This window comes from Simplicispira metamorpha (assembly GCF_004341365.1).
In the GTDB taxonomy this organism is placed as follows: domain Bacteria; phylum Pseudomonadota; class Gammaproteobacteria; order Burkholderiales; family Burkholderiaceae_C; genus Simplicispira; species Simplicispira metamorpha.
Genome location: NZ_SLXH01000004.1, coordinates 51,236 through 77,447 on the forward strand (window position 1 = coordinate 51,236; position 26,212 = coordinate 77,447).

A 26,212-nucleotide genomic window follows, 5' to 3' on the forward strand; every position below is an offset into this window, starting at 1 on the left:
GTAAGGCAAAAGAAAAAGCGGGCTTCGTCAGTGGACACCGACGAAACCCGCCTTGGTCAGACAACCAGAATCAGGCAGCCTTTTTGGCAGCTTGCTTGATCAGGCGCTCGACGGTGGGGGAGGTTTGTGCGCCCACGCCAGTCCAGTAAGTCAGACGGTCTTGCGCAATGCGCAGGCCTTCTTCGCCACCCTTGGCGGTGGGGTTGTAGAAGCCCAGACGCTCGATGAAGCGGCCATCGCGGCGCACGCGCTTGTCGGCAACGACGATGTTGAAGAAAGGACGGCTTTTGGAGCCGCCGCGGGAGAGTCGAATGACGACCATGATTTATCCTTCGGGTGGTAGGCCAGCGACGCGCACTGTGCCCATGAGTTCGCAGCGTTGAGACACGCGACATGACCACCCGGCCAGCGACACGCTGCAAAGCCGCCGATTATAGCCACTTCCCCTGTTATGACCACCACCGTCCGCGCAAGCCAGGAGGCCGATATCACGGCCATCACCGCCATTTACGCCCACCATGTGCTGCACGGCACCGGCACCTTCGAGATCGACCCGCCCGGCAGCGCCGACATGGCCATGCGCCGCGCCGACGTGCTCGGCAAAGGGTTGCCCTACCTGGTGGCGGAACAAGCAGGGCAAGTGGTCGGTTTTGCTTACTGCAACTGGTTCAAGCCGCGCCCGGCGTACCGTTTTTCTGCCGAGGATTCGATCTACGTGGCCGACAGCGCACGCGGCCAGGGTGTGGGGCGCCAGCTGCTGCATGCCCTGGCGTGCCAGGCCGAGGCCGCCGGTGTACGCAAGCTGCTGGCCGTGATTGGCGACAGCGCCAACGCTGGCTCCATCGGGCTGCACCGCGCGCTGGGCTTTACCGAAGTGGGCGTGATGCGCTCGGTGGGCTGGAAGCACGGCGCCTGGCGCGACATCGTGCTGATGGAAAAACCCCTGGGCGCTGGCGACAGCACGGCACCCGAATAACGCCACCGAACTGATTACATATAAAAATAGCCTCCAGCGCTTGTGCAGCAAGCGCCAGAAGCTATTTATTTAATAGCACGCCAGGGTTACTATCAGAACAACTGCAAACTGACCCAGTAAGCAATAGCGGCCACAAACGCGCTGGCTGGAATGGTCAGAATCCAGGCCCAGACGATGTTGCCCGCCACGCCCCAACGCACGGCGCTGGCGCGCTGCGTAGAACCCACACCCACAATGGCGCCCGTGATGGTGTGCGTGGTCGATACCGGAATGCCCAGCATGGTGGCCAGGAACAGCGTCATGGCACCACCCGTTTCAGCGCAGAAACCACCTACCGGCTTGAGCTTGGTGATCTTCTGGCCCATGGTCTTGACGATGCGCCAGCCACCAAACATGGTGCCCAGGCCGATGGCCGCATAGCAAATCACAATCGTCCAGGTCGGTGGCGAGGTATCGCTGGCCGAGGTGTAGCCCGTGGCAATCAACAGCAGCCAGATGATGCCGATGGTCTTTTGTGCGTCATTGCCGCCGTGGCCCAGGCTGTAGGCGCCAGCCGAAAGCAGTTGGAGGCGCCGGAACCATTTGTCCACCCCGCTGGGGCGTGCCCGGCGAAAAATCCAGGCCACCGCCACCATCATCAACGAGCCCAGCGTGAAGCCCAGCAGCGGCGAGATAAAGATGAAGGCCACGGTTTTGAAAATGCCCGACGCCACCAGCGCACCAGCGCCCGTTTTGGCAATCACGGCACCCACGATGCCGCCAATCAGTGCGTGCGATGAGCTGCTGGGGATACCGTAGTACCAGGTAATCACATTCCAGGTGATGGCGCCCACCAGCGCACCAAACACTACGTGCGTATCCACCACCCCAGGCTGGACAATGCCTTTACCGATGGTGGCCGCCACGCTGAGGTGGAACACAAAAATCGCAATGAAGTTGAAAAAGGCAGCAAACACCACGGCCTGACCCGGCTTGAGCACCCCGGTAGAGACCACCGTGGCAATCGAATTGGCCGCGTCGTGAAACCCGTTCATGAAGTCGAACAGCACTGCCAGCGCCACCAGCAATACCACGACCCACAGGGCTGTCTGTACGGTTTCCATCAGTGAACCGTCCCGTCAAAATCAGGAGTTTTCGAGGACGATGCCCTCGATCAGATTGGCCACATCCTCGCACTTGTCGGTGATGGTTTCGAGCAGTTCATAAATCGCCTTGAGCTTGATCAGCTCGCGCACATCGGGCTCTTCACGGAACAGTTTGCTCATGGCGCTGCGCAGCACACGGTCAGCATCGCTTTCCAGGCGGTCGATTTCTTCGCACGTCTTGAGGGCAGCTTCTGCCGTCGCGGGGTCGGCCAGCTTGTCCAGCAGCTTGATGGCATCGCGCAGGCGCTCGCAGCATTTGACGCTCAGGTCGGTCAGGCGCGTGATCTCCTCGGTCATGTGGCGCACGTCGTACAGCGTCATGGTTTCAGCCGAGTCCTGGATCAGGTCGGCCACATCGTCCATGGTGTTGATGAGCGAGTGGATCTGCTCACGGTCAATCGGGGTGATAAAGGTTTTGTGAACAGCCTTGTTGACTTCGTGGGTCACGCGGTCGGCAGCGGCCTCTGCGTTGTCCACATCCTGGCCGTATTTTTCGCGCAAATTCAGATCGCCGTAGTGGGCCACCAGTTGTTCAAAAGCACGCGCTGCCTCGACGATGCGGTCGGCGTGCTGGTTGAACATTTCAAAAAAATTACCTTCTCGCGGCAACAGTTTGCCAAATAGCATGGGGGCTCCTAGGGAGGAATCAGATCAAGATGGTTGCGCAGTTATGACAAAAATATGTCAAATGCGTGAAGGCCGGGAGTTTAACCGTGCGCTTCAATCTGTATCTGGGGCGGCGTCTGCGGCCGCGTTGCGCTGGCGCAGTTGCTCCAGTTTGTCGGCGATCTTGATCTCCAGGCCGCGGCGCACGGGCTGGTAAAAGCCGGGCGCGGCCATGCCGTCGGGCAGGTAGCGCTCGCCCGCCGCGAAACCGCCCTCCTCGTCGTGGGCGTAGCGGTAGCCCTTGCCGTAGTCCAGTTCTTTCATCAGCGTTGTCGGCGCGTTGCGCAGGTGCAGGGGCACGGGGCGCGTGGCGTCTTGCTGCACCCAGGCACGCGCTGCGTTGTACGCCTTGTAGACGGCATTGGACTTGGGCGCCACGGCCAGATAGACCACGCATTGCGCCAGCGCCAGCTCGCCCTCGGGGCTGCCCAGGCGCTCATAGACCTCGGTGCAATCGAGTGCCATGCGCAGGGCGCGCGGGTCGGCCAGGCCGATATCTTCGCTGGCCATGCGCACCAGACGGCGCGCCAGGTAGCGCGGCTCGGCGCCGCCGTCGAGCATGCGCACCAGCCAGTACAGCGCGGCGTCAGGGTCAGAGCCGCGCACCGATTTGTGCAGGGCGCTGATGGTGTCGTAGAACTGCTCGCCACCCTTGTCGTAGCGGCGCATTTGCTGGCCCAGCACCTGCACCAGCCAGGCGTCGGTGATGTCGGTGCGCTGCTGCTGCGCTGCTGCCATGCCCAGGGTTTCGAGCGTGTTGAGCAGGCGCCGGGCGTCGCCGTCGGCGTAGGCCACGAGGCGGTCTATTGCTATGTTTTCAATAGCTGGTAGCGCTTTCTGTGATTGGGCCAGAGCCACAATTTGCTTCAAATCTTCGCCCGACAGCGGTTGCAGCACATACACCGCCGCACGCGACAGCAGGGCCGAGTTGACCTCGAACGACGGGTTCTCGGTGGTGGCGCCAATGAAGGTGAACAGGCCGCTTTCGACGTGTGGCAAAAACGCATCCTGCTGGCTTTTGTTGAAGCGGTGGACTTCATCCACAAACACCAGCGTGCGCTGCTGCATGAGGCCATCGCGGGCGTTTTCGGCCAGTTGCACGGCCTCGCGAATGTCTTTGACGCCGCCCAGCACGGCGCTGATGCTGATGAACTGCGCATCGAACGCCCCGGCCATCAGCCGTGCAATGGTGGTTTTGCCCACGCCCGGCGGGCCCCAGAGGATGCAGCTGTGCGGCCTGCCCGACTCGAACGCGAGGCGCAGCGGCATGCCCGGCCCAAGGATGTGCCGCTGGCCGATCACCTCAGCCAGGCTGCGCGGGCGCAGGCGCTCGGCCAGGGGTGGCTGGGCGGCGGTGCTCATACGCCCTGCCCTGGCCCAGCGCCGCCACACCCTGCCCGCACGTTCATGGCTTGAGCACGTCGGCCCCGGCGGGCGGTTTGAACTGGAAGGCGGTGGCGGGCAACGCCGGGTTGTTCTGCACGTTGGCAAAGCGGATGAGTGAGCGCTGACCAAAGCTGTCCAGAATATCCAGTGCGGCCAGTTGACCGGCGGCAAAACCCACGCGCACGCTGTGCAGTTGCCCGTCTTTGGCCTTGGGGCGGGCCAGCACCCACTGCACACCGTCCTGCTCGGGCGCCGTCTCCAGCGTGAACTCGGCGCGCAGGGCTTTGAGGTCGGGCGCGGCAGCCAGCAAGGCGGCGGGGGTGCTGCCCAGCGCCTGGGCCTGGGGGCGCTGGGTGACCTGGTTCAAGTCCACGTCGTACAGCCACAGGGTGCGGCCATCGGCCACGATGGTTTGCTCGAACGGCTTTTGGTACACAAACTTGAAGCGCCCGGGCCGCTGGAACTCAAACGTGCCACTGCTGGTTTTGCTGCGCGCGACCTGGCCGTCCTTGGCAGGCGCAGTCACCACCTGGGTGAAATCGGCGCGGCCCGTTTGCGTGCCCTGCAAGAAAGAATCCAGGTCTTTCAGGGCATCAGCCCACGCCAGCTGGGCGCTTACAGCTATCAAAACAGTAGTCAATATCTTTTTCATGCAATGCTCCATAGGGGGCCGCAGAACCGGCGCTGCGGTGACAGGCTATTCGCTGCGCGCGGGCACCAGCACCTCGCGCTGGCCGCTGCTGGTCAGGGCGCTGACCAAACCCGCGTTCTCCATATCTTCGAGCAAACGCGCCGAGCGGTTGTAACCAATGCGCAGTTTGCGCTGCACGTAAGAGATGCTGGCCTTGCGGTCTTTGAGCACCACCTCCACGGCCTGGTCGTACAGAGGGTCTTTTTCGCCGCCCTCACCACCGCCCTCGCCTGCACCGTCACTGTCGCCATCGACCACGCCGCCGTCGAGCACGCCGTCGATGTAATCGGGCTCACCCTGGGATTTGAGGTAGCTGACCACACGGTGGACTTCATCGTCCGACACAAAAGCGCCGTGGACGCGCACCGGCAGGCCGGTGCCGCTGGCCATGTAGAGCATGTCGCCCATGCCCAGCAGCGCTTCGGCGCCCATCTGGTCGAGGATGGTGCGGCTGTCGATTTTGGAGCCCACCGAGAAGGCAATGCGCGTGGGGATGTTGGCCTTGATCAGACCCGTGATCACGTCCACGCTGGGGCGCTGCGTGGCCAAAATCAGGTGGATGCCCGCAGCGCGCGCTTTTTGTGCCAGGCGGGCGATGAGTTCTTCGATTTTTTTGCCCACCACCATCATCAGGTCGGCCAGCTCGTCGATGACGACCACGATGTGCGGCAGCCTGTCCAGCGGCTCGGGCGATTCGGGCGTGAGGCTCAGGGGGTTGTAGATGAACTCCCCGCGCGCGGCGGCCTCGTCGATTTTCTGGTTGTAGCCCGCCAGGTTGCGCACGCCCAGCTTGCTCATGAGTTTGTAGCGGCGCTCCATCTCGGCCACGCACCAATTCAGGCCGTGGGCAGCCTGTTTCATGTCGGTGACCACCGGCGCCAGCAGGTGTGGAATGCCCTCATAGACCGACATTTCCAGCATCTTGGGATCGATCATCAAAAGGCGCACATCGCAGGGGTCGGCCTTGTAGAGCAACGACAAAATCATGGCGTTGATACCCACCGATTTGCCCGAGCCCGTGGTGCCCGCCACCAGCACATGGGGCATCTTGGCCAGATCGGCCACCACCGGGTTGCCCACGATGTCTTTGCCCAGGCCCATGGTGAGCAGGGAGGGGGCATCGTGGTACACCTGCGAGCCCAGCACCTCGCTGAGCTTGATGGTCTGGCGCTTGGCGTTGGGCAACTCCAGCGCCATGTAGTTTTTGCCGGGAATGGTCTCGACCACGCGGATGGACACCAGACTGAGCGAGCGCGCCAGGTCTTTGGCCAAGCCCACAATCTGCGAACCCTTCACGCCCGTGGCAGGCTCGATCTCGTAGCGCGTGACCACCGGGCCGGGCATGGCGGCCACCACGCGCACTTCGACGCCAAAGTCCTTGAGTTTTTTCTCGATCAGGCGGCTGGTCATCTCCAGCGTCTCGGGCGCCACGTTTTCCTGGCGCGGGGGCGGGCTGTCCAGCAGCGTCACCTGGGGCAGGCCGCCCAGGCTGCGGCTGGACTCTGGTACGGCGCGCGCTCTGGCGGGAGCGGGCGCGGGCGCCGCAGCGCCGGGGCGCGCCGGGTCGGCCAGGGGTGCATCGTGCAGCACGGGGTCGGTAAACACTGGCTCGGTGCGGATGGTTTCCGCACGCGCTGCTTTGGCGGGGGCGGCCTTGGCAGGGGCCGGTGCAGGTTGGGGCCGCGCGGGTTCGACCTGCGGGGGTTCAATGATTTGCAGCGGCTGGGGATGGTGCTCTTGCAGCTCGGTGCGCTCTTCCTGCACCACTTCTTCGCGCAGGCGTGCTGCGCGCTTGCCTTCGGCCAGGTCTTTGGCTACTTCGCGGCGCAGGCGCCCAAACTGCACCAGCGCGTCCAGGCGGGCGCCCAGGGCCTCGGCCACCTGGCCCCAGGAGAAGCGGAACACCAGCGCCGCGCCCACCACGGCCAGCACAATGCCGACGATGCCCGAGCCGGTAAAGCCCAGCCACTTCATGGTGGCCGGGCCCAGGGTGTAGCCCAGCACACCGCCCGCGTGGCCGGGCAAAAGCGTCTCAAAGCGGTACATGCGCGACCACTCCAGTGCGCAGCTGGCGCACAACAGCAGCGCCAGCCCGGCCCAGAACAAGGCCCGGCGCGCCAGCACATCGGGCACTGGCAGCGCCGCAGAAGTGCCCGCTGCGCCACCGCGCATCCAGTGCGCCAGCGATCCCAGCCAGACATACACACTGACGGCCACACACCACCACACGGAAAAGCCCAGGGCAAAGTAGCTGGCATCGGCCAGCCATGCGCCCAGGCGCCCCACGCGGTTGCGCACCAGTGCGTCGCCTGTGCCGGAGGTGGACCAGGCCATGTCTTGGGGAGAGTAGCTGAGCAATGCCATCAGCCAGAAAACCAGGGCCAGCAAGCCCACCACCAAGGCCACCTCGTGGCCAAAACGGGCCACGCCGATGCGCAGTGCAGACTTGCCAGGGGGAGAAGCGTTCAGGGTATTGAAAGAGTAGGTCATGGGCGTGCGGGCGAAGCTTACCCCAAGCACTCCCTGCAAAACCCGGCAGGCCCCCTGCCCGCCGCTGCCAGCGCAGCGCTTGCAACACCTGCTTGCAAAATGGGGCCGCCTTGGCCTCACATGGCCCTTTTCCACGGCGGCCATGCCTGGGGCCAGCACCGGCCAGCAGCAGCAGTTGGTTAATACTTGCGGTTTTGGAACGCGCCCCGGCGCACTTTCAGCGAGTCTGCACCATGTCCACCACCACCCACGCCAAAGTCCTCATCCTCGGCTCCGGCCCTGCCGGCTACACCGCCGCCATCTACGCCGCACGCGCCAACCTCAACCCGGTGCTCATCACCGGCATGGCCCAGGGCGGGCAACTCACCACCACCACCGAGGTGGACAACTGGCCTGCCGACGTGCATGGCGTGCAAGGCCCGGCGCTGATGGAGCGCTTTTTGCAGCACGCCGAACGCTTCAAGACGCAAATCATTTTTGACCACATCAACCAGGTCGATTTCAGCCAGCGCCCCTTCACGCTCACCGGCGACAGCGGCACCTACACCTGCGATTCGCTCATCATCGCCACGGGGGCCTCGGCCAAGTACCTGGGCCTGCCCTCTGAAGAGGCGTTCATGGGCCGGGGTGTCTCGGGCTGCGCCACCTGCGACGGCTTCTTCTACCGCGACCAGGACGTGTGCGTGGTCGGCGGCGGCAACACAGCGGTAGAAGAAGCCCTGTACCTGTCCAACATCGCGCGCAAGGTCACGCTGGTACACCGGCGCGACAAGTTCAAGGCCGAGCCCATCCTGATCGACAAGATGATGGAAAAAGTGGCAGCCGGCAAGATTGAGCTCAAAACCTTCCACACGCTGCAAGAAGTGCTGGGCGACCAAAGCGGCGTGACCGGCATCCGCATCCAAAGCACGCAAGACGGCAGCACGCAGGACATTGCACTGCAAGGCTGCTTTATCGCCATCGGCCATGCGCCCAACACCGACATCTTCCAGGGCCAGCTGGCGCTGGAAAACGGCTACATCGTCACGCAGGGCGGGCTCAAGGGCTTTGCCACGCAAACCAGCGTGCCCGGCATTTTTGCCGCTGGCGACGTGCAAGACCACGTTTATCGCCAGGCCATCACCAGCGCCGGCACGGGCTGCATGGCGGCGCTGGACGCCCAGCGTTTTCTGGAGCAAGGCGCTGGCGCCTGAGCGCAGGCTATAATCTGCGGCTTTGCCAAAACTGGCTGCGCTCTTTTGGGGGCGTTTGAATCAGGGCCCTGGGGCAGCTTGGGGCTACAGGCAAATTCGGGTTACCGCCACCCTTCAATGGCGAGGTGAGGCCACCAGCGCTGCTGGGGGCCGTTCAAAATATCGGAGTGTCCTCATGGCACGCGTATGTGAAGTCACGGGCAAGAAGCCCATGGTCGGGAACAATGTTTCCCACGCCAACAACAAAACCAAGCGCCGGTTCCTGCCGAACCTGCAATACCGCCGTTTCTGGGTTGAGAGCGAAAACCGCTGGGTGCGCCTGCGTGTTTCGAGCGCTGCCCTGCGTTTGATCGACAAGAACGGTATTGAATCGGTGCTCGCAGACCTGCGTGCACGCGGCCAGGCTTAAGGAGAACCACCATGGCAACCAAAGGCGGACGCGACAAGATCAAGTTGGAATCGACTGCAGGCACGGGTCATTTCTACACCACCACCAAAAACAAGAAGACCATGCCCGAGAAGATGCTGATCAAGAAATTTGATCCCAAAGCTCGCAAGCACGTGGACTACAAGGAAATGAAGCTGAAGTAATTCAGCGCATTGCCCGCAAAAAAACCGCCCGGCGCAAGCCCGGCGGTTTTTTTGTGCGCGCAGGGGGCCTGCCCTGCGCCCTCACACCGGCTGGGCGGCGCGCAAGCGCAGTGAGAACTCGCGCAGCGCCGTAATGCCGCTGGCCTCGGCACGCTGGCACCAGGCCTGCAAATCGGCGGTGAGCTGCTCGCGAGAATGCGAGGTGTTGAGCCACAGCTGGCGCAGTTCCTCGCGCATGGTGACCATCTGGTCGAGCACCGGGTGGGCCGCACGCACCTGGGCCAGGTGTGGCAGTACCGCACGCGGCACCTGCTCGGTATCGCGGTGCAACCAGCGCCTTGCCGCCCGCAGCACCGATACATCGGCCTGGCGCGCCTGCAACGCCGCCATCTCGTCCTGGCAGGCTTGGCGAACGCCGCGCGCATAACCGGCCATGACCTCGTAGCGGTGCGCTATCAACGCCTCCAGGGTTTTTTCATCGGCCACGGGTTTGATGGCGCCCAACTTCAGGCGTGGCGCCACCTTTTTCACGCTGGCCCAGCCCAGCTTTTGCAGCAGGCAGATATAAGTCCAGCCCAGATCGAACTCGTACGGCTTGACCGAGAGCTTGGCCGATGTGGGGTAGGTGTGGTGGTTGTTGTGCAGCTCTTCGCCACCGATCAGGATGCCCCAGGGCGAGAGGTTGGTGCTGGCGTCAGGCGCCTCGAAGTTGCGGTAACCCCAGAAATGCCCCAGGCCATTGACCACGCCCGCCGCCCAGAACGGAATCCAGGCCATCTGCACCGCCCACACGGCCAGACCGGCCACGCCCAGCAACGCCACGTCGATCAGCAGCATGAGCGCAATGCCCCAGGAGGCGCGGCGCGTATAGACATGGCGCTCCAGCCAATCGTCGGGTGTGCCGCGGCCAAACTTGGCCAGGGTATCGGGTCTTTCAGCCTCGGCGCGGTACAGCTCGGCACCGCGCCACAGCACGGTTTTGAGGCCACGCGTTTGCGGGCTGTGCGGGTCATCGGGGGTTTCGCACTTGGCGTGGTGCTTGCGGTGGATGGCCACCCACTCGCGGGTGACGATGGAGGTGGTGAGCCACAGCCAGAAGCGGAAGAAGTGCGCTGGCACCGGGTGCAAATCCAGCGAGCGGTGCGCCTGGGAGCGGTGCAGAAAAATCGTCACCGATGCGATGGTGATGTGCGTCAGGCCCAGCGCCCACAACACGGTTTGCCACCAGGACAGGCGCAGCACACCCTGGGCCAACCAATCGATGGCTGCGCTTGCGGCAGCCCCCTCAAAAAACAACATACCCTACCAGCCCCCCGGCGCATCGCCGCTACAACGCCCCCGGCACGGGGGCAAAGCGGCGATTCTAGTGGCGGGCCGGTTTTATGGCTTGCGCGTCCAGACGGCGGCAAAGAAGCCGTCAGTGTGGTGGACATGGGGCCACAGGCGCAGGTACAGGCTGCCCGTGTCGCCGCCGCTGCACAGGCTGGCCGCGCCCTCCACCTTCAGCTGGGCCAGCGTCTCGCCCGCATCCATCGCCACAAAGTCGGGGTGGGCAGCGGCAAAGGCTTCAGCGATGCGCTCGTTTTCTTCGGGCAGCACGCTGCAAGTGGCATACACCAGGCGCCCGCCGGGCTTGACCAGGCGCGCGGCGCTGGCCAGGATGGCCGCCTGCTTGACCTGCAACTCCTGCACCGCGTTGGGCGACTGGCGCCATTTCAGGTCGGGGTTGCGCCGCAGCGTGCCCAGGCCCGAGCACGGCGCATCGACCAACACCCGATCGATCTTGCCGCTCAGGCGCTTGACGCGCTCATCACGCTCATGGGCGATGGCCGCCGGATGGACGTTGGACAGCCCGCTGCGCGCCAGCCGTGGCTTGAGCGCATCGAGCCGGTGGCCCGACACGTCAAAGGCGTACAGCCGCCCGGTGCTGCGCATGGTGGCGCCCACGGCCAGCGTCTTGCCACCGGCGCCTGCGCAAAAGTCCACCACCATCTCGCCACGCTTGGCGTCCAGCAGCAGTGCCAGCAGTTGCGAGCCTTCGTCCTGCACTTCGATGGCGCCGCGCACAAACGCGGGCAGCTTGGCCAGAGCGGGCTTGCCCTCGACGCGCAGGCCCCAAGGCGAGTACGGCGTCGCTACTGATTTGATAGCTGCTTGCGCAAGCTCCTTCTGCACTTCAGGCCGTTTTTCTTTCAAAACGTTGACGCGCAAGTCCAGCGGTGCGCTGGACGACAGCGCCTGCACCAGCGGCCAGAAGCCGTCGCCCAGCTGGGCTTTGAGCGGCTGGGCCAGCCACTCGGGCAGGTTGTGGCGGTGGCGCTCCAGCAGCTCATCGGGGCGCACGGCGTCGCAAGCGTCGAGCCACTGCTTTTCGCGGTCGTTCAAGGCGCCGCGCAAAAACTCGCGCGGGCCGTGCACGGCTTGCGGGTTGCTGCGCCGGGCTTCTTCGTCTTGCCAGTGGGCGTAGCCCAGGATGGCCAAGCGCCGCTCCTTGGGGCCGGAGCCCGAAGGCGCCATGTGGTCAAACAGCAGTTTTTTGCGCAGCACCGTGTAAACGGTTTCTGCCAGCGCAGCGCGCTCGCGCTGGCCCAGACCCCGGTGGTCGCGGAAAAAACGCGACACCACGGCGTCGGCAGGGTGTTCAAAAGTCAGGGTGAGCCGCACGAGTTCGGCGCAGGCTTCGATAAGGGCGTTGGGATGCATGGGCGCGATTGTCCCATTGTGGGCAGGCCAGCGGGCATTGTCCTGCGCTGCGGCGGCTTATGCTGGCGCTTTTTACCTTGCCCCCCGCCAGCGCCCCATGCACGACGACTTGCCTCCACTGACCACCATCCCGCCCGGCCTGTACCGGCATTACAAAGGCCAGCGCTATGAAGTGGTGGCCACCGCCCGCCACAGTGAAACGCGCGAGGCCATGGTGGTGTACCGCGCACTGTATGGCGACCAGGGGCTGTGGGTGCGCCCCGCCGCCATGTTTCTGGAAACCGTGCAGGTCAACGGCCAACCCCAGGCACGCTTTGCCCCGGTGGCTGGCGAAATCATTGAAAGCAAAAATAGCCTCTAGCGCCCGTCTGGTATGCGCTAGCAGCTATTATTTAGATAGCAAATTCGCAATCGCGCGCGGGTAGATCAGGTGCTCTTGCGAGAGCACGCGCGCGGCCAGCGTGTCGGCGGTGTCCTGGGGCAGCACGGGCACCACGGCCTGATCGAGGATGGGGCCCACGTCCAGCTCGGCAGTGACCAGATGCACGGTGGCACCGGCAAACTTGCAGCCCGCGTCAATGGCGCGCTGGTGCGTGTGCAGGCCGGTAAAAGCGGGCAGCAGCGAGGGGTGGATGTTGGTCAGCCGCCCTTCGTAGTGCGCCACAAACCCTGGCGACAAGATGCGCATGAAGCCTGCCAGCACCACCAGCGCGGGGTCGTACTGGTCGATCAGCGCGGCCAGCGCAGTGTCAAAAGCCTCGCGGCTGGCAAACTGCTTGTGGTCCAGCACCTCGGTGGCAATGCACTGCGCGCGGGCCAGCTCCAGCCCTTTGGCATCGGCTTTGTTGCTGATGACGGCCGCCACCCGCACGCCCAGGCGCTGCGCCCAGTCTTGTTGCTGCGCTGCCCGCACAATGGCCGCCATGTTCGAGCCGCCGCCTGAAATCAGAATCACGATATTTTTCATTTGACCGGAATTATCCCTGCCATGCCCTTTGACCCCACCACCCGCCCCCTGAGCCTCATCGCAGCGCGCGTTCTGGCCACGCTGATGGAAAAAGCCCGCACCGTGCCCGACAGCTACCCGCTCACCCTCAACACCCTGGTGCTGGGCTGCAACCAGAAAACCACCCGCGACCCGGTGATGAACGTCAGCGACGCCCAAGCGCAAGAAGCGCTGGATGAGCTGAAATACCTGTCGCTGGTGCATGAAGCCAGCGGCGGACGCACCACGCGCTGGGAGCACAACTTCCAGCGCGGCGTGGGCGTGCCCGAGCAGTCTGCCGTGCTGCTGGGCCTCTTGATGCTGCGCGGCCCGCAAACGGCGGGCGAGCTGCGCATCAACGCCGAGCGCTGGTACCGCTTTGCCGACATCTCCTCGGTCGAAGCCTTCCTGGACGAGCTGCAAGAGCGCAGCCCCGAAAAAGGCGGCCCGCTGGTCGTGCAACTGCCCCGCGCCCCCGGTGCGCGTGAGCAGCGCTGGGCGCATTTGCTGTGTGGCCCGGTCGATGCCAGCGCCCTGCTGGGCAACGCCCCCAGCAGCGCCAGCGCAGGCAGCCCGGCCCTGCAAGCGCGCGTGGAAAGCCTGGAAGCCCAGGTCGCCGCCCTGCAAGCCACCGTGCAGCGCCTGTGCGCCGAGCTGGGCGTGGAGCCCGCGCCCGGCGAAGCAGCGCAAGGATAATGGCGGGCTTTTCTTCTACCCGAACCCGCGCCCCGGCCCCTGGCCACCACGCAACGTTCGCAACCCTATTTGTCCGACATGAGCGCCACCGCCACCGACCCCAACCTGAAACACCTGCACCTTGCGCGCGAACAGATCGCCAAAGGCGACCTGAAAAACGCCGCACAGACGCTGAACAAAGCACAAAAACAAGCGCCCAACGACCCGCGTGTGTTCGTGCTGGCGGGGGTGATGGCGGAAAAATCCGGCAACATCCCCGGCGCGTTTGATGCGCTGCAACGCGCCGTCACGCTGGCACCCGACTGGGGCCCGGGCCTGCTGGAACTGGCCTTGCTGCAAGCGCGGCAAAACCAGTTCGACAAGGCCATCGCCACGGCAGAAAAAGTCGCCCAGGTGGAGCCCAGCAACCTGCGGGTGCTGGCCGGTGTGGTCGATATCGCCCACCGCGCGGGCCACCTGGACATGGCCGTGCGCCACCTGCGCCGGGGCCTGACGCTGGTGCCGGGCGACGCCACGCTGCGCCGCACGCTGGCACGCGACCTGAGCAGCCTGGCGCAGTACGACGAGGCCATTGCGGTGTGGAGCGCCCTGATCGAAGAAAACCCGCAAGACACCCAGGCGCTGATGGGCCGGGTGCAAACCCACGTGGCCCAAGGCCAGGCAGCCCGCGCCCTGCCCGACACCACCGCCCTGCTGGCGCTGGCACCGGGTGATTCGGTCTATGCCTACTACAACGCGCTGGCCCACGGCGCCACGCCCGCGCACCAGCCCGCCGAACTGAGCCGCGGCCTGTTCGATGACATGGCCGAGTTCTACGACCTGCACATGGTGCGCACCCTGAAGTACCAGCTGCCCAAACAAGTGGCAGAAAAAATCACCGCCCTGCACCCGGACAAAAAGCTCAACATCCTTGACCTGGGCTGCGGCACCGGGTTGCTGGGCGTGTACCTGGGGCGCATCGACGGCTTTCTGATTGGCGTGGACATCTCCAAGGGCATGATCGAACAAGCCGCCCGCCACGGCGTGTACGACCGCTTCCACCACGTCAACCTGCTGGACGCGCTGCAAGACACGCCCGATGCGCTCTACCAGGTGATCACGGCGCTGGATGTGTTCATCTACACCGGCGACATCAGCGCCGCCCTGGCCGATGCGCTGCGCATTCTGACCCCCGGCGGCCACCTGATTTTCTCGTGCGAAGCCGCCCCCGAGGACGGCCCCGACCTGGTGCTGCAAGCCACGGGCCGCTACGCCCACCGGCACAGCCACGTCGAGGCGCTGTGCCAAGCGGCCGGCGTTGACGTCACCATCGAAGACACCGTGCTGCGCCACGAGAACCACGCCCCCGTCCACGGCTTTGTGGTGGTGGCGCACAAGGGCGCCTGAGCACACGGCCCCGCGCCCGACGTTGTGCGCACACACCGGCCCGCCCGCACCACGCTGGCGGGCCGGTGTGCTTTCAGGTCAGGCGGAAATTGACCGGCTGTAGCGGCTCAGGCAGATCGGTTTCACCCAAGGATTCGCGCAGCGATATTTCAATGCTGCGGCACAGCGTATCGAGGGGCAGGTCGTTGCTCTCCAGCCCGAACGGCTCTTCGATTTCATCGCCCAGGGCATCCAGGCCAAAGAAGGTGTAGGCCACGATGGCCACGACAAACGGCGTCATGAACCCCGTGGTGTCCACCAGGCCAAAGGGCAGCAAAAAGCAGTACATGTAGGCCGTGCGGTGCAGCAGCAGCGTGTACGAAAACGGAATCGGCGTGTGCTTGATGCGCTCGCACGAGGCCGCTGCCGCTGTCAGGGCCGACAGCGTCTGGTCGATGGGCACGGCCAGGCTGGGGGCGATGTGGCCTTGGCGCACGCACTCGCCCAGGTCGCGGCCCATGGCCAGCATCAGCGCGTCGGCAGGGCTGCGGACGCTGCGGATTTGCGCAAACTCGGCTGCCGTCGTCCAGCGCTCCAGGGTGCCATCGTCCTTCTGGCCGCGCAGTTGCAAGCGCAGCGCGTGGGCAAAGGCAATGCAGCGGTGCACCATGCGCACGCGCACGTCGCTGTCGCGCGCCAGCGGGTCGATGGGCTGGGGCAGCTGGATCAGGCTTTGGCACTGGCGCGAGAGGCTGCGCATGCGCAGCACCAGCTCGCCCCAGAGTTTGCGCGCCTCCCAGTAGCGGTCGTAGGCGGTGGTGTTGCGAAACCCCAGAAAAATCGCCAGCGGCAAACCAATCAGCGTGAACGGGATGGCCGTGAGCGTGATCTTCACGGTGAACAGGTTGCCATGCGCCAGCGTGACCAGCGTGGCCAGCAAGGTATTGAGCAGCAAGGTCAGGCGGATGCGCTGCAACACAGACCCCCGCAGCACCAGAAACAAGCGCAGCCCCGAGGGGCGATCACGAACAATCATGCGGAGAACACCGATGGCATTTAAGGGTAAACCCTGATTTGACCACAGCCCCGACCCCACCGAAAGGCCCAGGCCCAGGGTTTTTTAGCAGTCCAGCGCATCCAGCAAGCGCGAAGATTTGGGCACATGGGCCATCAGGAACTCCATCTGGTCGGTCAGGATGCGGCGGTTGCGCAAGATGAAGTCCTCCCACAGGCTGGGCACGTAAGGCGCGTAAAGCAGCGGCATGTGCGCCTGCTCGGGGGTGCGCGGGCCTTTGCGGTGGTTGCAGGGGCGGCAGGCGGTGACGACGTTCATCCAGTGGTCGGCGCCCTTTTGTGCCAGCGGCACGATGTGCTCGCGCGTGAGGCTGTACTCGTCAAAATGCCCGCCGCAGTACGCGCAGATGCAGCGGTCGCGGGCAAACAGTTTGCTGTTGGCCAGCGCGGGCTGGATGTCAAAGGGGTTGATGCCCGGCACGCCCCGGGTGCCGATGATGCTGTGGACGGTGATGACCGACTGCAGCCCGGTGATGGCGTTGTGCCCGCCGTGGAACACCGCCACCTCGCTGCCTGCCACCCAGCGCACATCGCCCGCAGCGCTGTGGATGACAGCCTGCTCCAGCGATATCCATGACTGGGGCACACCCTGTGCCGAAAGCTTCAAGACCTTCACCACTGACCTCCTGGAACAACGCTGCAGACAAGGAAGGAACGCCACGCGGACTGTCTGGACAGCCCACGCAGGCGACAGGCGCACTGCATGGGCTGCGTCACAATATACGCTTTTTTCAAGTCAAATCGGCCTCTGGCGCTTGATGGCTGTGCGCCATGCGCTATTAAAAAGATAACAACTCATGAAGATTTTTCGCGGCTTCCACCACCCCGGCATTGCCAGCGCCTGCGCCGTGACGATTGGCAATTTCGACGGTGTTCACCGGGGCCACCAGGCCATGCTGGCGCTCTTGCAAAACGAAGCCAGCCACCGCAGTGTGGACAGCTGCGTGCTGACCTTCGAGCCCCACCCGCGCGACTACTTTGCCGCCGCGCTGAACAAGCCCGATCTGGCCCCCGCGCGCATCGGCACCCTGCGCGACAAGCTCACCGAGCTGGAGCGCTGCGGCGTGCGCCAGACCGTGGTGCTGCCCTTTGGCGCACGCCTGGCCGCGCAGTCGCCCCAGGCCTTCATCGACGAAGTGCTGGTGCAGGGCCTGGGCGCGCGCTACGTGCTGGTGGGCGATGACTTCCGCTTTGGCCGCCAGCGCGCGGGCGACTACGCCATGCTGGACGCTGCCGGACAGGCCCACGGCTTTGACGTGGCGCGCATGAACAGCTACGAAGTGCATGGCCTGCGCGTCTCCAGTTCTGCCGTGCGCGATGCTCTGGGCAGCGGGCGCATGCAAGACGCAGCGCAGTTGCTGGGGCGGCCCTACACCATCTCGGGCCACGTGGTGCATGGGCGCAAACTGGGGCGCGCCCTGGGCGAGCGCAGCGCCGGGGCCCACGACGGTTTTCGCACCCTGAACCTGCGCTTTGCCCACTGGAAGCCTGCGGCCAGCGGCATTTTTGCCGTGCGCGTCCACGGCCTGGACGAACAAGCGCTGGAAGGCGTGGCCAACCTGGGCATCCGCCCCTCGCTCGATCCCAACGATGCCAACGGTGGCCGCGTGCTGCTGGAAACCCACTGCCTGGACTGGCCCGCACACCTGGGCTCCGAAGGGGCCTACGGTAAAATCATCCGCGTGGAACTGCTGCACAAACTGCACGACGAGCTGAAATACGACAGCCTCGACGCCCTCACCGCCGGCATCGCCCGCGACTGCGCCGATGCGCGTGCGTGGTTCGCCGCCCACGCCGAAACCCGCCGCCAGACCACGCGCGACCGAATTTGACGCGTTGGCGCCGCCCGCCGCCAACATCCTCCCACCCCTTCACGGCCCGCCGGGCGCTTTGGCGTCTGGCGCCCAGCCTGCCCCCGCACTCCCCCCGAAGCATTCGCCATGTCCGACACGCAAAACACCAGCCCCGCCGCTGCCGACTACCGCAGCACCCTGAACCTGCCCGACACCCCCTTCCCCATGCGCGGCGATCTGCCCAAGCGTGAGCCCGGCTGGGTCAAGGAATGGAACGACACCGGTCTGTACAAACGCCTGCGCTCGGCCCGCCAGGGCGCGCCCAAGTTCATCCTGCACGACGGCCCGCCCTACGCCAACGGCCAGATCCACATGGGCCACGCCGTCAACAAAATCCTGAAGGACATGATCGTCAAGGCGCGCCAGCTGGAGGGCTTTGACGCGCTGTACGTGCCCGGCTGGGACTGCCACGGCCTGCCCATCGAAAACGCCATTGAAAAGAAACATGGCCGCAACCTCAGCCGCGACGACATGCAGGCCAAAAGCCGTGCCTACGCCACCGAACAAATCGCGCAGCAAATGGCCGACTTTCAACGCCTGGGCGTGCTGGGCGAATGGGACAACCCCTACAAAACCATGAATTTCGCCAACGAGGCGGGCGAAATCCGCGCCTTCAAGCGCGTCATCGAGCGCGGCTTTGTCTACCGTGGCCTGAAACCCGTCTATTGGTGCTTTGACTGCGGCAGCTCGCTGGCCGAGTTTGAAATCGAGTACCAGGACAAGCAAAGCCAGACGCTGGACGTGGCCTTCAAAGCCCACGACAAAGCGCAGCTGGCCGCCGCCTTTGGCCTGCCCGCGCTGGGCAAAGACGCCTTTGCCGTCATCTGGACGACCACCGCCTGGACGATTCCCGCCAACCAGGCGCTCAACCTCAACCCCGAGCTGCCCTACGCGCTGGTCGATACAGAACGCGGCCTGTTCATCGTCGCCGCCACGCTGGTCGAGTCCTGCATGAAGCGCTGGGGCATGGACAGCTTTACGGTGCTGGCCACCGTGGCCGGTGAAAAGCTGGGTGGCCTGGAGTTCCAGCACCCGCTGTACGACGTGGCCAGCGAGGATGGCAGCTACGGCTACCAGCGTCTGTCGCCCGTGTACCTGGCCGACTACGCCACCGCCAGCGATGGCACCGGCATCGTGCATTCGGCGCCCGCCTACGGGGTGGACGACTTCAACTCCTGCGTAGCGCACGGTATGAAGTACGACGACATCCTTAACCCGGTGCAGGGCAACGGCTGCTACGCCCCCGACTTTGCGCTGTTTGGCGGCCAGCACATCTGGAAAGCCTGCCCGGTCATCATCGAGACACTGCGCACGGCCAACCGCCTGATGGCCACCGAGACCATCACCCACAGCTACCCGCACTGCTGGCGCCATAAAACGCCGGTGATTTACCGCGCCGCCGCCCAGTGGTTCATCCGCATGGACGAGGGCGAGGGCGTGTTCACCACCGACAAAGCCCCCGAGACACTGCGCCAGACCGCCCTCAAGGCCATTGAGCACACCGGCTTCTACCCTGAAAACGGCAAGGCCCGCCTCAAAGACATGATTGCCAACCGGCCCGACTGGTGCATCTCGCGCCAGCGCAGTTGGGGCGTGCCCATCCCGTTCTTTTTGCACAAAGACTCGGGCGAACTGCACCCGCGCACCATGGAAATCCTGGACCAGGCCGCCAACATCGTCGAGCAAGGCGGCATCGAGGCCTGGAGCCGCGTCAGCGTCGAAGACATTCTGGGCGCGCAAGATGCCCCGCACTACACCAAGAGCACCGACATCCTGGAAGTGTGGTTCGACTCTGGCTCCACCTTCAGCCATGTGCTGCGCGGCACGCACCCCGGCGTACACCACGACAGCGGCCCCGAGGCCGATCTCTACCTCGAAGGCCACGACCAGCACCGGGGCTGGTTCCACAGCTCGCTCTTGCTGGCATCGGCGCTGGAAGGCCGCGCGCCCTACCGCGGCCTGCTGACGCACGGCTTCACGGTGGACAGCCAGGGCCGCAAGATGAGCAAGTCGCTGGGCAACGGCATCGACCCGCAAGACATCAACAAAAAGCTGGGCGCCGAAATCATCCGCCTGTGGGTGGCCGCCTCTGACTACTCGGGCGACATCGCTGGCGACGACAAAATCCTGGCCCGCGTGGTCGATGCCTACCGCCGCATCCGCAACACGTTGCGCTTTTTGCTCGCCAACGTCAGCGACTTTGACCCGGCCCAGGACGCCGTGCCGTTCGACCAGCTGCTGGAAATCGACCGCTACGCCCTGACGCGCGCCGCGCAGCTGCAAGACGACATCCTGGCGCACTACAAGGTGTATGAGTTCCACCCCGTGGTCGCCAAGCTGCAGCTGTACTGCTCGGAAGACCTGGGCGGCTTCTACCTCGATGTGCTCAAAGACCGCCTCTACACCACCGCGCCCAAGAGCCTGGCGCGGCGCAGCGCCCAGACCGCACTGCACCAGATCACGCACGCCATGCTGCGCTGGATGGCGCCGTTCCTGAGCTTCACCGCCGAAGAAGCGTGGAAGATTTTTGGCGGCTCCGAATCCATCTTTGTCGAGAAATTCCAGGCCCTGGGCCAGCCCGACGATGGCCTGCTGGCCAAGTGGGAGCGCATCCGTGCCATCCGCGATGTGGTCAACAAAGACATCGAGGCGCTGCGGGCGGCCGGCCAGGTGGGCGCCTCGCTGCAAGCCAACGTGGTGCTGACCGTACCGCCCGAAGACTACGCGCTGCTGTCCAGCCTGGGCGATGACCTGAAGTTCGTGTTCATCGTATCCACTATCAATTTAGTAGCTGGTAGCGCCCTGCACACGGGCGTTACAGCCAGTTCGGATGCCAAATGCGAGCGCTGCTGGCACTACCGCGGTGACGTGGGCCAAGATGCCGCCCACCCCACCATCTGTGGCCGCTGCACCAGCAACCTGCACGGCAGCGGCGAAGCACGGACGCACGCGTAAATGGCCCGCAACGACTTTTCTGGCAGCAAGAGCGCCAGCATCTGGCCCTGGCTGGGCTGGGCACTGGTGATCCTGGTCGCTGACCAGCTCACCAAAACGCTGATCCTGGGCGCCTACCAGCTGGGCGATGCCACGCCCATCACCAGTTTTTTCAACATCGTGCGGGCGCACAACACGGGGGCCGCGTTCTCGTTTCTGTCGAACGCCGGGGGCTGGCAGCGCTGGTTGTTCACCGGCTTTGGCGTGGCAGCGGCGCTGTTCATCCTGTGGCAACTGCGCCAGCACCCGGAGCAAAAGCTGTTTGCCTTTGCACTGGCCAGCATCCTGGGCGGCGCCGTGGGCAACGTCATCGACCGCATGGTGCACGGCTACGTGGTGGATTTTCTGGACTTTTACTGGGGCCGCTCGCACTTTCCGGCCTTCAACGTGGCCGATGCGGCCATCACCGTGGGCGCCGCCTGCCTGATCCTGGACGAGCTGCTGCGCGTGCGCAACGCCCGCTAAAAGCCCGCGCTGGCCGCAATAGCGCACTGCCCAGTGCGCTATTGCCTGCCGGTGCCACCGCCAGGGGGCTGGGCCGCTATAGTGCCCGGCTCACCCATGAAGCATCTTCTCAATCTTTTGGCCGCAGTGGCACTGCTGGTCTGGGGCACCCAACTGGTGCGCACCGGCATCTTGCGCGTGTTTGGTGCCAGCCTGCGCCAGATCATTGCGCGCAGCGTGCGCACCCCCGTGACGGCAGCGCTCTCGGGCGTGGGCGTCACGGCGGTGGTGCAGTCGAGCACGGCCACGGCGCTGATCGTGTCCTCTTTTGTCGGCCAGGGCCTGATCGCGCTGCCTGCGGCGCTGGCCGTGATGCTGGGCGCAGACGTGGGCTCCAGCGTGATGGCAGTGGTGTTTTCGCTGGATTTGTCGTGGCTGTCGCCGCTGTGCATTTTTGTCGGCGTGGTGCTGTACGTGCCGCGCCCCGACACCACCGTGGGCCGCATGGGGCGCGTGTTCATCGGGCTGGGCCTGATGCTGCTGGCACTGCGCCTGATCACCGAGGCCACCACGGTGCTCACGCAGTCCGACACCGTGCGCGCGCTGCTGGGCGCCCTGGCCAGCGATCTGGCCATGGAGCTGACCATGGGCGCGCTGCTGGCGCTGGTGTCGTACTCCAGCCTGGCCACGGTGCTGCTCACGGCCACGCTGGTGGGCTCGGGCGGCATCCCCGTCACTGTGGCGCTGGGCCTGGTGCTGGGCGCCAACCTGGGCAGCGGCCTGCTGGCCGTGCTGACCACACTGCGCGCCAACGTGGCCACGCGCCAGGTGCCGCTGGGCAACCTGATGTTCAAGATCACCGGCGTGGCGCTGATGGCCCCGTTGGCGGCGCCCTGGCTGCAATACATGCGCCCTTACGTGGCCAGCGATGCCACGCTGGTGGTGCTGTTTCACCTGGCCTTCAACTGCACCATGGCCGTGGTGTGCATCGGCCTGACCAAGCCAGTAGCGCGGCTGGTGGCGCACCTGCTGCCCGCTGAAGAAGCCAGCGCCACCGACACCCGGCCACACCACCTGGACGCATCGGCCCTGGCCACGCCCTCGCTGGCCATTTCGTGCGCCGCCCGCGAGGCGCTGCACCAGGCCGACGTGGTAGAGACGATGTTGCAGGGCATCCACACCGTTTTGCGCACCGACGACCTCAAGCTCTCGCAAGAGCTGCGCCGCCTGGACGACCAGGTGGACGGCCTGTACTCGGCCATCAAGTACTACATGACCAAAATCCCGCGCGAGGCGCTGGACGAGCGCGAGGGCCGGCGCTGGGCCGACATCATCGGCTTCACCATCAACATGGAGCAGGTGGCCGACACCATCGAGCGCATCCTGATCGACATTGAGGACAAAAAGATCAAGAAGGGCTTGCAGTTCTCTGAAGCTGGCATGGAAGAAATCAACGACCTGCACGCGCGCCTGCTGGACAACCTGCGCCTGGCCATGAGCGTGTTCCTGAACGGCAGCGTGCGCGATGCGCAAAAGCTGCTTGAAGAAAAAGCCCGCTTTCGCGATCTGGAGCATGCGTATTCGGCCACCCACCTGGCACGCTTGTCAGACAACTCGGTGCCCAGCATCGAGACCAGCTCGCTGCACATTGACCTGATCAGCGAGCTCAAACGCATCAACTCGCTGCTGTGCTCGGTGGCCTACCCGATTCTGGAATCGGCCGGTGCGCTGGCGCCCAACCGGCTGCGGGCGATGGCCGACCAGGCTTGAGAAGCACCGCCAAAAAAGTTCAAGCCTTTTTGGCCTCAAGCGCTTCATCCATAAACGCTAACAGCTATCAATTTAGCAGCAAATCATCGCTATGGTGTCTGGCAACGCCGCCTCCGCGTCACTCCGCGTGCGCCACGTCGCTGTCGCTGCGCACGGCAAACTGGTCGCGCCGCCAGACGGGCATGGCCTTTTGCGTGGCACGCAAAAAGGGCGTTTCTGCGTCAAAACCAACCAGGCGGTGCTGCGCCACGTCGGCCAACGTCTGTGATCTGACGAAGGCAGAGCCGCCGCAGCCCCAGCACCGCCCGCCAATCACAGGCCCAGAAACCCCGCAATCACCAGACCGGCTTCCAGCGTGAACAGGCCCTGGGCGACCTGCGCACGCACATCGGCCAACGGTAGCAGCGCAAACTCGTCCACCTCGCCGTCCTGGTTCACGGGCGCCATGCCCTCGGGCACCACGGCGCTGAACCAGTCGATGCGTTCGACCATGTAGCCCGCGCCGCCGCCCTCGCTGCTGGGGCGGCTGAACAGCACATGGCCGCCGTGCGCTACATCGGCCAGGGCGCCCACGTGCAGCCCGGCCTCTTCCCAGGTCTCGCGCGCCAGGGCCTGGGACAACGAATCGGCGGCCGAGACCATGCCGCCCATCAGCGTGTCCCACAGGCCCGGGTCGTTGGGCTTGTTCAGCGACCGCTTTTGCACCCACATGCGACCGTCGGGTGCCAGGCCCACCAAATGCACGGCGCAGGTGGTGATGCCCAGCACGCGCACGGCGCCGCGCTCCACGGTGCCCACCACGTCGCCCTGGAGGTTGGTCACCGCCAGTTGCTCGTTGCGCCAGGGGCCGCACAGGTTTGCGTCGCGCAACGCTGCTGCCAGGGTGTTCAAGGCATCGGTGATGGCGCCGGGTGTGGCCTCGGAAAGCGCTTCGGGCGCCAGTTCCAGGCTCCACACAGGCACACCAGAATGCTCGCTATTTGATAGCTGATAGCGCTTATCCCATAAGCGCTGGAGGCTGATTTGGCTTAAAACCCCCGCTGCCACCGACCCCACCACCTGCCCTGCCACCCGCAGCGCTTGGCGTGGCTGGCGGGCGGGCTGGTGCGCCCGTTGCCGCGCGCCCACCAGCCACTGGTTGAACGACAGGCTTGGTTGCAACGCCGTCACAGCGTGAGCAGCGTCGAACCGGTGGTTTTGCGCGCTTCCAGGTCGCGGTGGGCTTGTTGCACATCGGCCAGCGGGTAGCGCTGCGCGATGTGGATCTGCACCTGGCCGCTGGCCACCACGGCAAACAGCTCATCGGCCATGGCCTGCGTGGACTCGCGCGTGGTGATGTGGGTAAACAGCGTCTGGCGCGTGACGTAGAGCGAGCCTTTGGCGCCCAGCGATCCCGGCGCAAACGGCGGCACCGGGCCGGAGGCATTGCCAAAGCTGGCCATCAGGCCAAACGGACGCAGGCATTCCAGCGACTTGTCCCAGGTGTCTTTGCCCACCGAGTCGTACACCACCTTCACGCCCTGGCCGCCGGTAATGTCTTTCACGCGCGCGGCAAAGTCTTCGGTTTGGTAGTTGATCGCGTGGGCCGCACCATTGGCCAGCGCCAACTGGCATTTGGCATCGGTGCCTGCGGTGGCGATGAGCTGCAAGCCCAGCGCGCGCGCCCACTGGCAGGCAATCAGCCCCACGCCCCCGGCGGCGGCATGGAACAGCACAAAGTCGCCCGGTTGCAGGCCCTGCACGGGCAGCGTCTTTTTCAGCAGGTACTGGGCGGTGAGGCCCTTGAGCATCATGGCCGCGCCAGTCTCGAAGCTGATGGCGTCGGGCAGCTTGCACACGCACTTGGCAGGCATCACGCGCACTTCGCAGTAGGCGCCGGGCGGGTTGCTGGCGTAGGCGGCGCGGTCGCCCACCTGCAAGTGCGTGACGCCCTCGCCCACGGCCTCGATCACACCGGCGCCTTCCATGCCGATGGTGGCGGGCATGGTGAGCGGGTACAGGCCGGTGCGGTGGTACACGTCGATGAAGTTCAGCCCGATGGCGTGGTGGCGGATGCGCACTTCGCCGGGGCCAGGCGCGCCCACGGTGACATCGACGAGCTGGAGTTCTTCGGGGCCGCCATGCTGGCGGATTTGTACGGCAAGGCTCATGGGTGGGTTTCTCCTGCGGTGGGTGGACGAACACAATGGGCCAGCATCCTGCCACGGATCTGCACGCCCTGCCGACGCAGCGCAAGGGCAATCGCTACAGTGGCGCCATGACACAAAAAATGACAATTGGCACCGCCGCGCTGCTGGTAACCGCACCGCTGATGTGGGCGGGCAATGCCGTGGTGGGCCGCATGGTGAACGAGATGCTCCCCCCGATGACGCTGAACTTTCTGCGCTGGCTGCTGGCCGGGCTGCTGCTGCTGCCCTGGGCCTATGGCGTGCTGCGCCCGGGCAGCGCGCTGTGGCCACACTGGCGCCGCTTTGCGCTGCTGGGGTTGCTGGGCATTGGGTGCTACAACGCGCTGCTGTACTTGGCACTGCAAACGTCCACACCCATCAACGTGACGCTGGTAGGTTCCAGCATGCCGGTGTGGATGCTGGCCATTGGCGCGCTGTTTTTTGGCGTAGCCGTGACGCGCCAGCAGTTGCTGGGCGCGCTGCTGTCGGTGGCGGGCGTGCTGCTGGTGCTCAGCCGGGGCGAATGGCAGCAATTGATTGCGCTGCGCCCCGTGCCGGGCGATTTGCTCATGCTGCTGGCCACCATGGGCTGGTCGTTTTACAGCTGGCTGCTGGTGCGCACCCGCGAGCCCGCCAGCGTGCGCAGCGATTGGGCGGCGTTTTTGATGGCACAGCTGATTTTTGGGCTGGGCTGGTCGGGCCTTTTCAGCAGCGTGGAGTGGGCGCTGGGCCCGGCGCACCCGCACATCCAGTGGGGCTGGCCGCTGGCGGCGGCGCTGGCATTCATTGCCACCTGCCCGGCGCTGCTGGCCTACCGCAGCTGGGGGATTGGCGTGCAGCGCGCTGGCCCAGCGGTGGCGGGGTTCTTTACCAACCTCACGCCGCTGTTTGCGGCAGTGCTGTCGGCAGCGTTTCTGGGTGAAATGCCCCGGCTGTACCACGCCGCAGCGTTTGTGCTGATCGTGGGCGGCATTGTGGTGTCGGCCCGGCGCTGAACGCGCGCTGGCGCACCTTGCACGGCA

At 65.0% G+C, this 26,212-nt stretch carries 26 protein-coding genes; 12 read left to right on the forward strand and 14 right to left on the reverse strand.

Annotated elements, in window-relative coordinates; all coding sequences use genetic code 11:
- Positions 1-70 precede the first annotated feature (70 nt).
- Complete coding sequence (gene rpsP, locus EV674_RS03200; protein ID WP_119011950.1) at positions 71-322, reverse strand: 30S ribosomal protein S16; 252 nt, start codon at positions 320-322, stop codon at positions 71-73.
- A 129-nt stretch (positions 323-451) separates the two neighbouring features.
- Here rpsP and EV674_RS03205 point away from each other — a divergent pair, with 129 nt between their 5' ends.
- A complete protein-coding gene (locus EV674_RS03205) occupies positions 452-976 on the forward strand; it encodes a GNAT family N-acetyltransferase (protein ID WP_119011951.1) in 525 nt (174 codons plus the stop codon).
- 92 nt (positions 977-1,068) lie between these two features.
- On the opposite strand, the gene EV674_RS03210 is transcribed toward EV674_RS03205, so the two are convergent.
- The 5 genes from EV674_RS03210 to EV674_RS03230 all read right to left on the reverse strand — a co-directional run bounded on the left by EV674_RS03210 (position 1,069) and on the right by EV674_RS03230 (position 7,354).
- A complete protein-coding gene (locus EV674_RS03210; protein WP_119011952.1) occupies positions 1,069-2,079 on the reverse strand; it encodes an inorganic phosphate transporter in 1,011 nt (336 codons plus the stop codon).
- Positions 2,080-2,100: 21 nt separating this feature from the next.
- Positions 2,101-2,748: a DUF47 domain-containing protein gene (locus tag EV674_RS03215; RefSeq protein WP_119011953.1), complete on the reverse strand. Its 648-nt coding sequence runs from the start codon at positions 2,746-2,748 to the stop codon at positions 2,101-2,103.
- Positions 2,749-2,841: 93 nt separating this feature from the next.
- On the reverse strand, positions 2,842-4,149 hold the full coding sequence (locus EV674_RS03220) for a replication-associated recombination protein A (RefSeq protein ID WP_119011954.1): 1,308 nt from the start codon (positions 4,147-4,149) through the stop codon (positions 2,842-2,844).
- A 43-nt stretch (positions 4,150-4,192) separates the two neighbouring features.
- Entirely contained in the window at positions 4,193-4,825 is a 633-nt protein-coding gene (lolA, locus tag EV674_RS03225) for an outer membrane lipoprotein periplasmic chaperone LolA (RefSeq protein WP_119012046.1), read from the reverse strand.
- Positions 4,826-4,870: 45 nt separating this feature from the next.
- Positions 4,871-7,354, reverse strand: a complete 2,484-nt coding sequence (locus EV674_RS03230) for a DNA translocase FtsK (protein ID WP_119011955.1) — start codon at positions 7,352-7,354, stop codon at positions 4,871-4,873.
- A 233-nt stretch (positions 7,355-7,587) separates the two neighbouring features.
- Between EV674_RS03230 and trxB the strand changes: the two genes are divergently transcribed.
- The 3 genes from trxB to rpmG all read left to right on the forward strand — a co-directional run bounded on the left by trxB (position 7,588) and on the right by rpmG (position 9,138).
- Positions 7,588-8,547: a thioredoxin-disulfide reductase gene (trxB, locus tag EV674_RS03235; RefSeq protein WP_119011956.1), complete on the forward strand. Its 960-nt coding sequence runs from the start codon at positions 7,588-7,590 to the stop codon at positions 8,545-8,547.
- 175 nt (positions 8,548-8,722) lie between these two features.
- Entirely contained in the window at positions 8,723-8,956 is a 234-nt protein-coding gene (gene rpmB / locus EV674_RS03240; RefSeq protein WP_119011957.1) for a 50S ribosomal protein L28, read from the forward strand.
- Positions 8,957-8,967: 11 nt separating this feature from the next.
- On the forward strand, positions 8,968-9,138 hold the full coding sequence (gene rpmG / locus EV674_RS03245) for a 50S ribosomal protein L33 (protein WP_119011958.1): 171 nt from the start codon (positions 8,968-8,970) through the stop codon (positions 9,136-9,138).
- Positions 9,139-9,219: 81 nt separating this feature from the next.
- Here the strand turns inward: rpmG and EV674_RS03250 are convergent, their stop codons facing one another.
- Together EV674_RS03250 and EV674_RS03255 are read right to left on the reverse strand one after the other, a co-directional pair.
- The gene (locus tag EV674_RS03250; protein ID WP_119011959.1) at positions 9,220-10,437 is read right to left on the reverse strand and encodes a DesA family fatty acid desaturase; all 1,218 of its coding nucleotides are present in this window, start codon (positions 10,435-10,437) and stop codon (positions 9,220-9,222) included.
- An 81-nt stretch (positions 10,438-10,518) separates the two neighbouring features.
- Entirely contained in the window at positions 10,519-11,841 is a 1,323-nt protein-coding gene (locus tag EV674_RS03255) for an RsmB/NOP family class I SAM-dependent RNA methyltransferase (RefSeq protein WP_119011960.1), read from the reverse strand.
- Between the two features lie 97 nt (positions 11,842-11,938).
- Between EV674_RS03255 and EV674_RS03260 the strand changes: the two genes are divergently transcribed.
- On the forward strand, positions 11,939-12,202 hold the full coding sequence (locus EV674_RS03260; protein WP_119011961.1) for a DUF1653 domain-containing protein: 264 nt from the start codon (positions 11,939-11,941) through the stop codon (positions 12,200-12,202).
- Between the two features lie 27 nt (positions 12,203-12,229).
- On the opposite strand, the gene purN is transcribed toward EV674_RS03260, so the two are convergent.
- Positions 12,230-12,808 (reverse strand): phosphoribosylglycinamide formyltransferase, encoded by a 579-nt coding sequence (purN, locus tag EV674_RS03265; RefSeq protein ID WP_119011962.1) that lies wholly within the window; start codon positions 12,806-12,808, stop codon positions 12,230-12,232.
- 21 nt (positions 12,809-12,829) lie between these two features.
- Between purN and EV674_RS03270 the strand changes: the two genes are divergently transcribed.
- On the forward strand, positions 12,830-13,522 hold the full coding sequence (locus EV674_RS03270; RefSeq protein ID WP_119011963.1) for a YceH family protein: 693 nt from the start codon (positions 12,830-12,832) through the stop codon (positions 13,520-13,522).
- Between the two features lie 78 nt (positions 13,523-13,600).
- Positions 13,601-14,908: a tetratricopeptide repeat protein gene (locus EV674_RS03275; protein WP_119011964.1), complete on the forward strand. Its 1,308-nt coding sequence runs from the start codon at positions 13,601-13,603 to the stop codon at positions 14,906-14,908.
- Between the two features lie 73 nt (positions 14,909-14,981).
- Here the strand turns inward: EV674_RS03275 and EV674_RS03280 are convergent, their stop codons facing one another.
- Both EV674_RS03280 and EV674_RS03285 read right to left on the reverse strand, forming a co-directional pair.
- Positions 14,982-15,923, reverse strand: a complete 942-nt coding sequence (locus EV674_RS03280; RefSeq protein ID WP_119011965.1) for a bestrophin family protein — start codon at positions 15,921-15,923, stop codon at positions 14,982-14,984.
- Between the two features lie 84 nt (positions 15,924-16,007).
- A complete protein-coding gene (locus tag EV674_RS03285; RefSeq protein WP_119012047.1) occupies positions 16,008-16,577 on the reverse strand; it encodes an HNH endonuclease in 570 nt (189 codons plus the stop codon).
- Positions 16,578-16,758: 181 nt separating this feature from the next.
- Here EV674_RS03285 and EV674_RS03290 point away from each other — a divergent pair, with 181 nt between their 5' ends.
- The 4 genes from EV674_RS03290 to EV674_RS03305 all read left to right on the forward strand — a co-directional run bounded on the left by EV674_RS03290 (position 16,759) and on the right by EV674_RS03305 (position 23,022).
- Positions 16,759-17,793: a bifunctional riboflavin kinase/FAD synthetase gene (locus EV674_RS03290; RefSeq protein WP_119011966.1), complete on the forward strand. Its 1,035-nt coding sequence runs from the start codon at positions 16,759-16,761 to the stop codon at positions 17,791-17,793.
- 108 nt (positions 17,794-17,901) lie between these two features.
- Positions 17,902-20,769, forward strand: coding sequence for an isoleucine--tRNA ligase (gene ileS, locus EV674_RS03295; RefSeq protein ID WP_119011967.1), 2,868 nt, complete (start codon positions 17,902-17,904; stop codon positions 20,767-20,769).
- Positions 20,770-21,273 (forward strand): signal peptidase II, encoded by a 504-nt coding sequence (gene lspA / locus EV674_RS03300; protein WP_119011968.1) that lies wholly within the window; start codon positions 20,770-20,772, stop codon positions 21,271-21,273.
- 96 nt (positions 21,274-21,369) lie between these two features.
- Positions 21,370-23,022, forward strand: a complete 1,653-nt coding sequence (locus EV674_RS03305) for a Na/Pi cotransporter family protein (RefSeq protein ID WP_119011969.1) — start codon at positions 21,370-21,372, stop codon at positions 23,020-23,022.
- 118 nt (positions 23,023-23,140) lie between these two features.
- Here EV674_RS03305 and EV674_RS17885 read toward each other — a convergent pair whose 3' ends face one another.
- The 3 genes from EV674_RS17885 to EV674_RS03320 all read right to left on the reverse strand — a co-directional run bounded on the left by EV674_RS17885 (position 23,141) and on the right by EV674_RS03320 (position 25,172).
- Positions 23,141-23,272 (reverse strand): hypothetical protein, encoded by a 132-nt coding sequence (locus tag EV674_RS17885; protein WP_279389227.1) that lies wholly within the window; start codon positions 23,270-23,272, stop codon positions 23,141-23,143.
- Positions 23,273-23,334: 62 nt separating this feature from the next.
- Positions 23,335-24,192, reverse strand: coding sequence for an NUDIX hydrolase (locus tag EV674_RS03315; protein ID WP_119011970.1), 858 nt, complete (start codon positions 24,190-24,192; stop codon positions 23,335-23,337).
- Complete coding sequence (locus EV674_RS03320; protein WP_119011971.1) at positions 24,189-25,172, reverse strand: quinone oxidoreductase family protein; 984 nt, start codon at positions 25,170-25,172, stop codon at positions 24,189-24,191. The genes EV674_RS03315 and EV674_RS03320 overlap by 4 nt, the downstream gene beginning before the upstream one ends.
- Before the next feature lie 107 nt (positions 25,173-25,279).
- Between EV674_RS03320 and EV674_RS03325 the strand changes: the two genes are divergently transcribed.
- Positions 25,280-26,185, forward strand: a complete 906-nt coding sequence (locus tag EV674_RS03325) for a DMT family transporter (RefSeq protein WP_119012048.1) — start codon at positions 25,280-25,282, stop codon at positions 26,183-26,185.
- Positions 26,186-26,212: the final 27 nt, after the last annotated feature.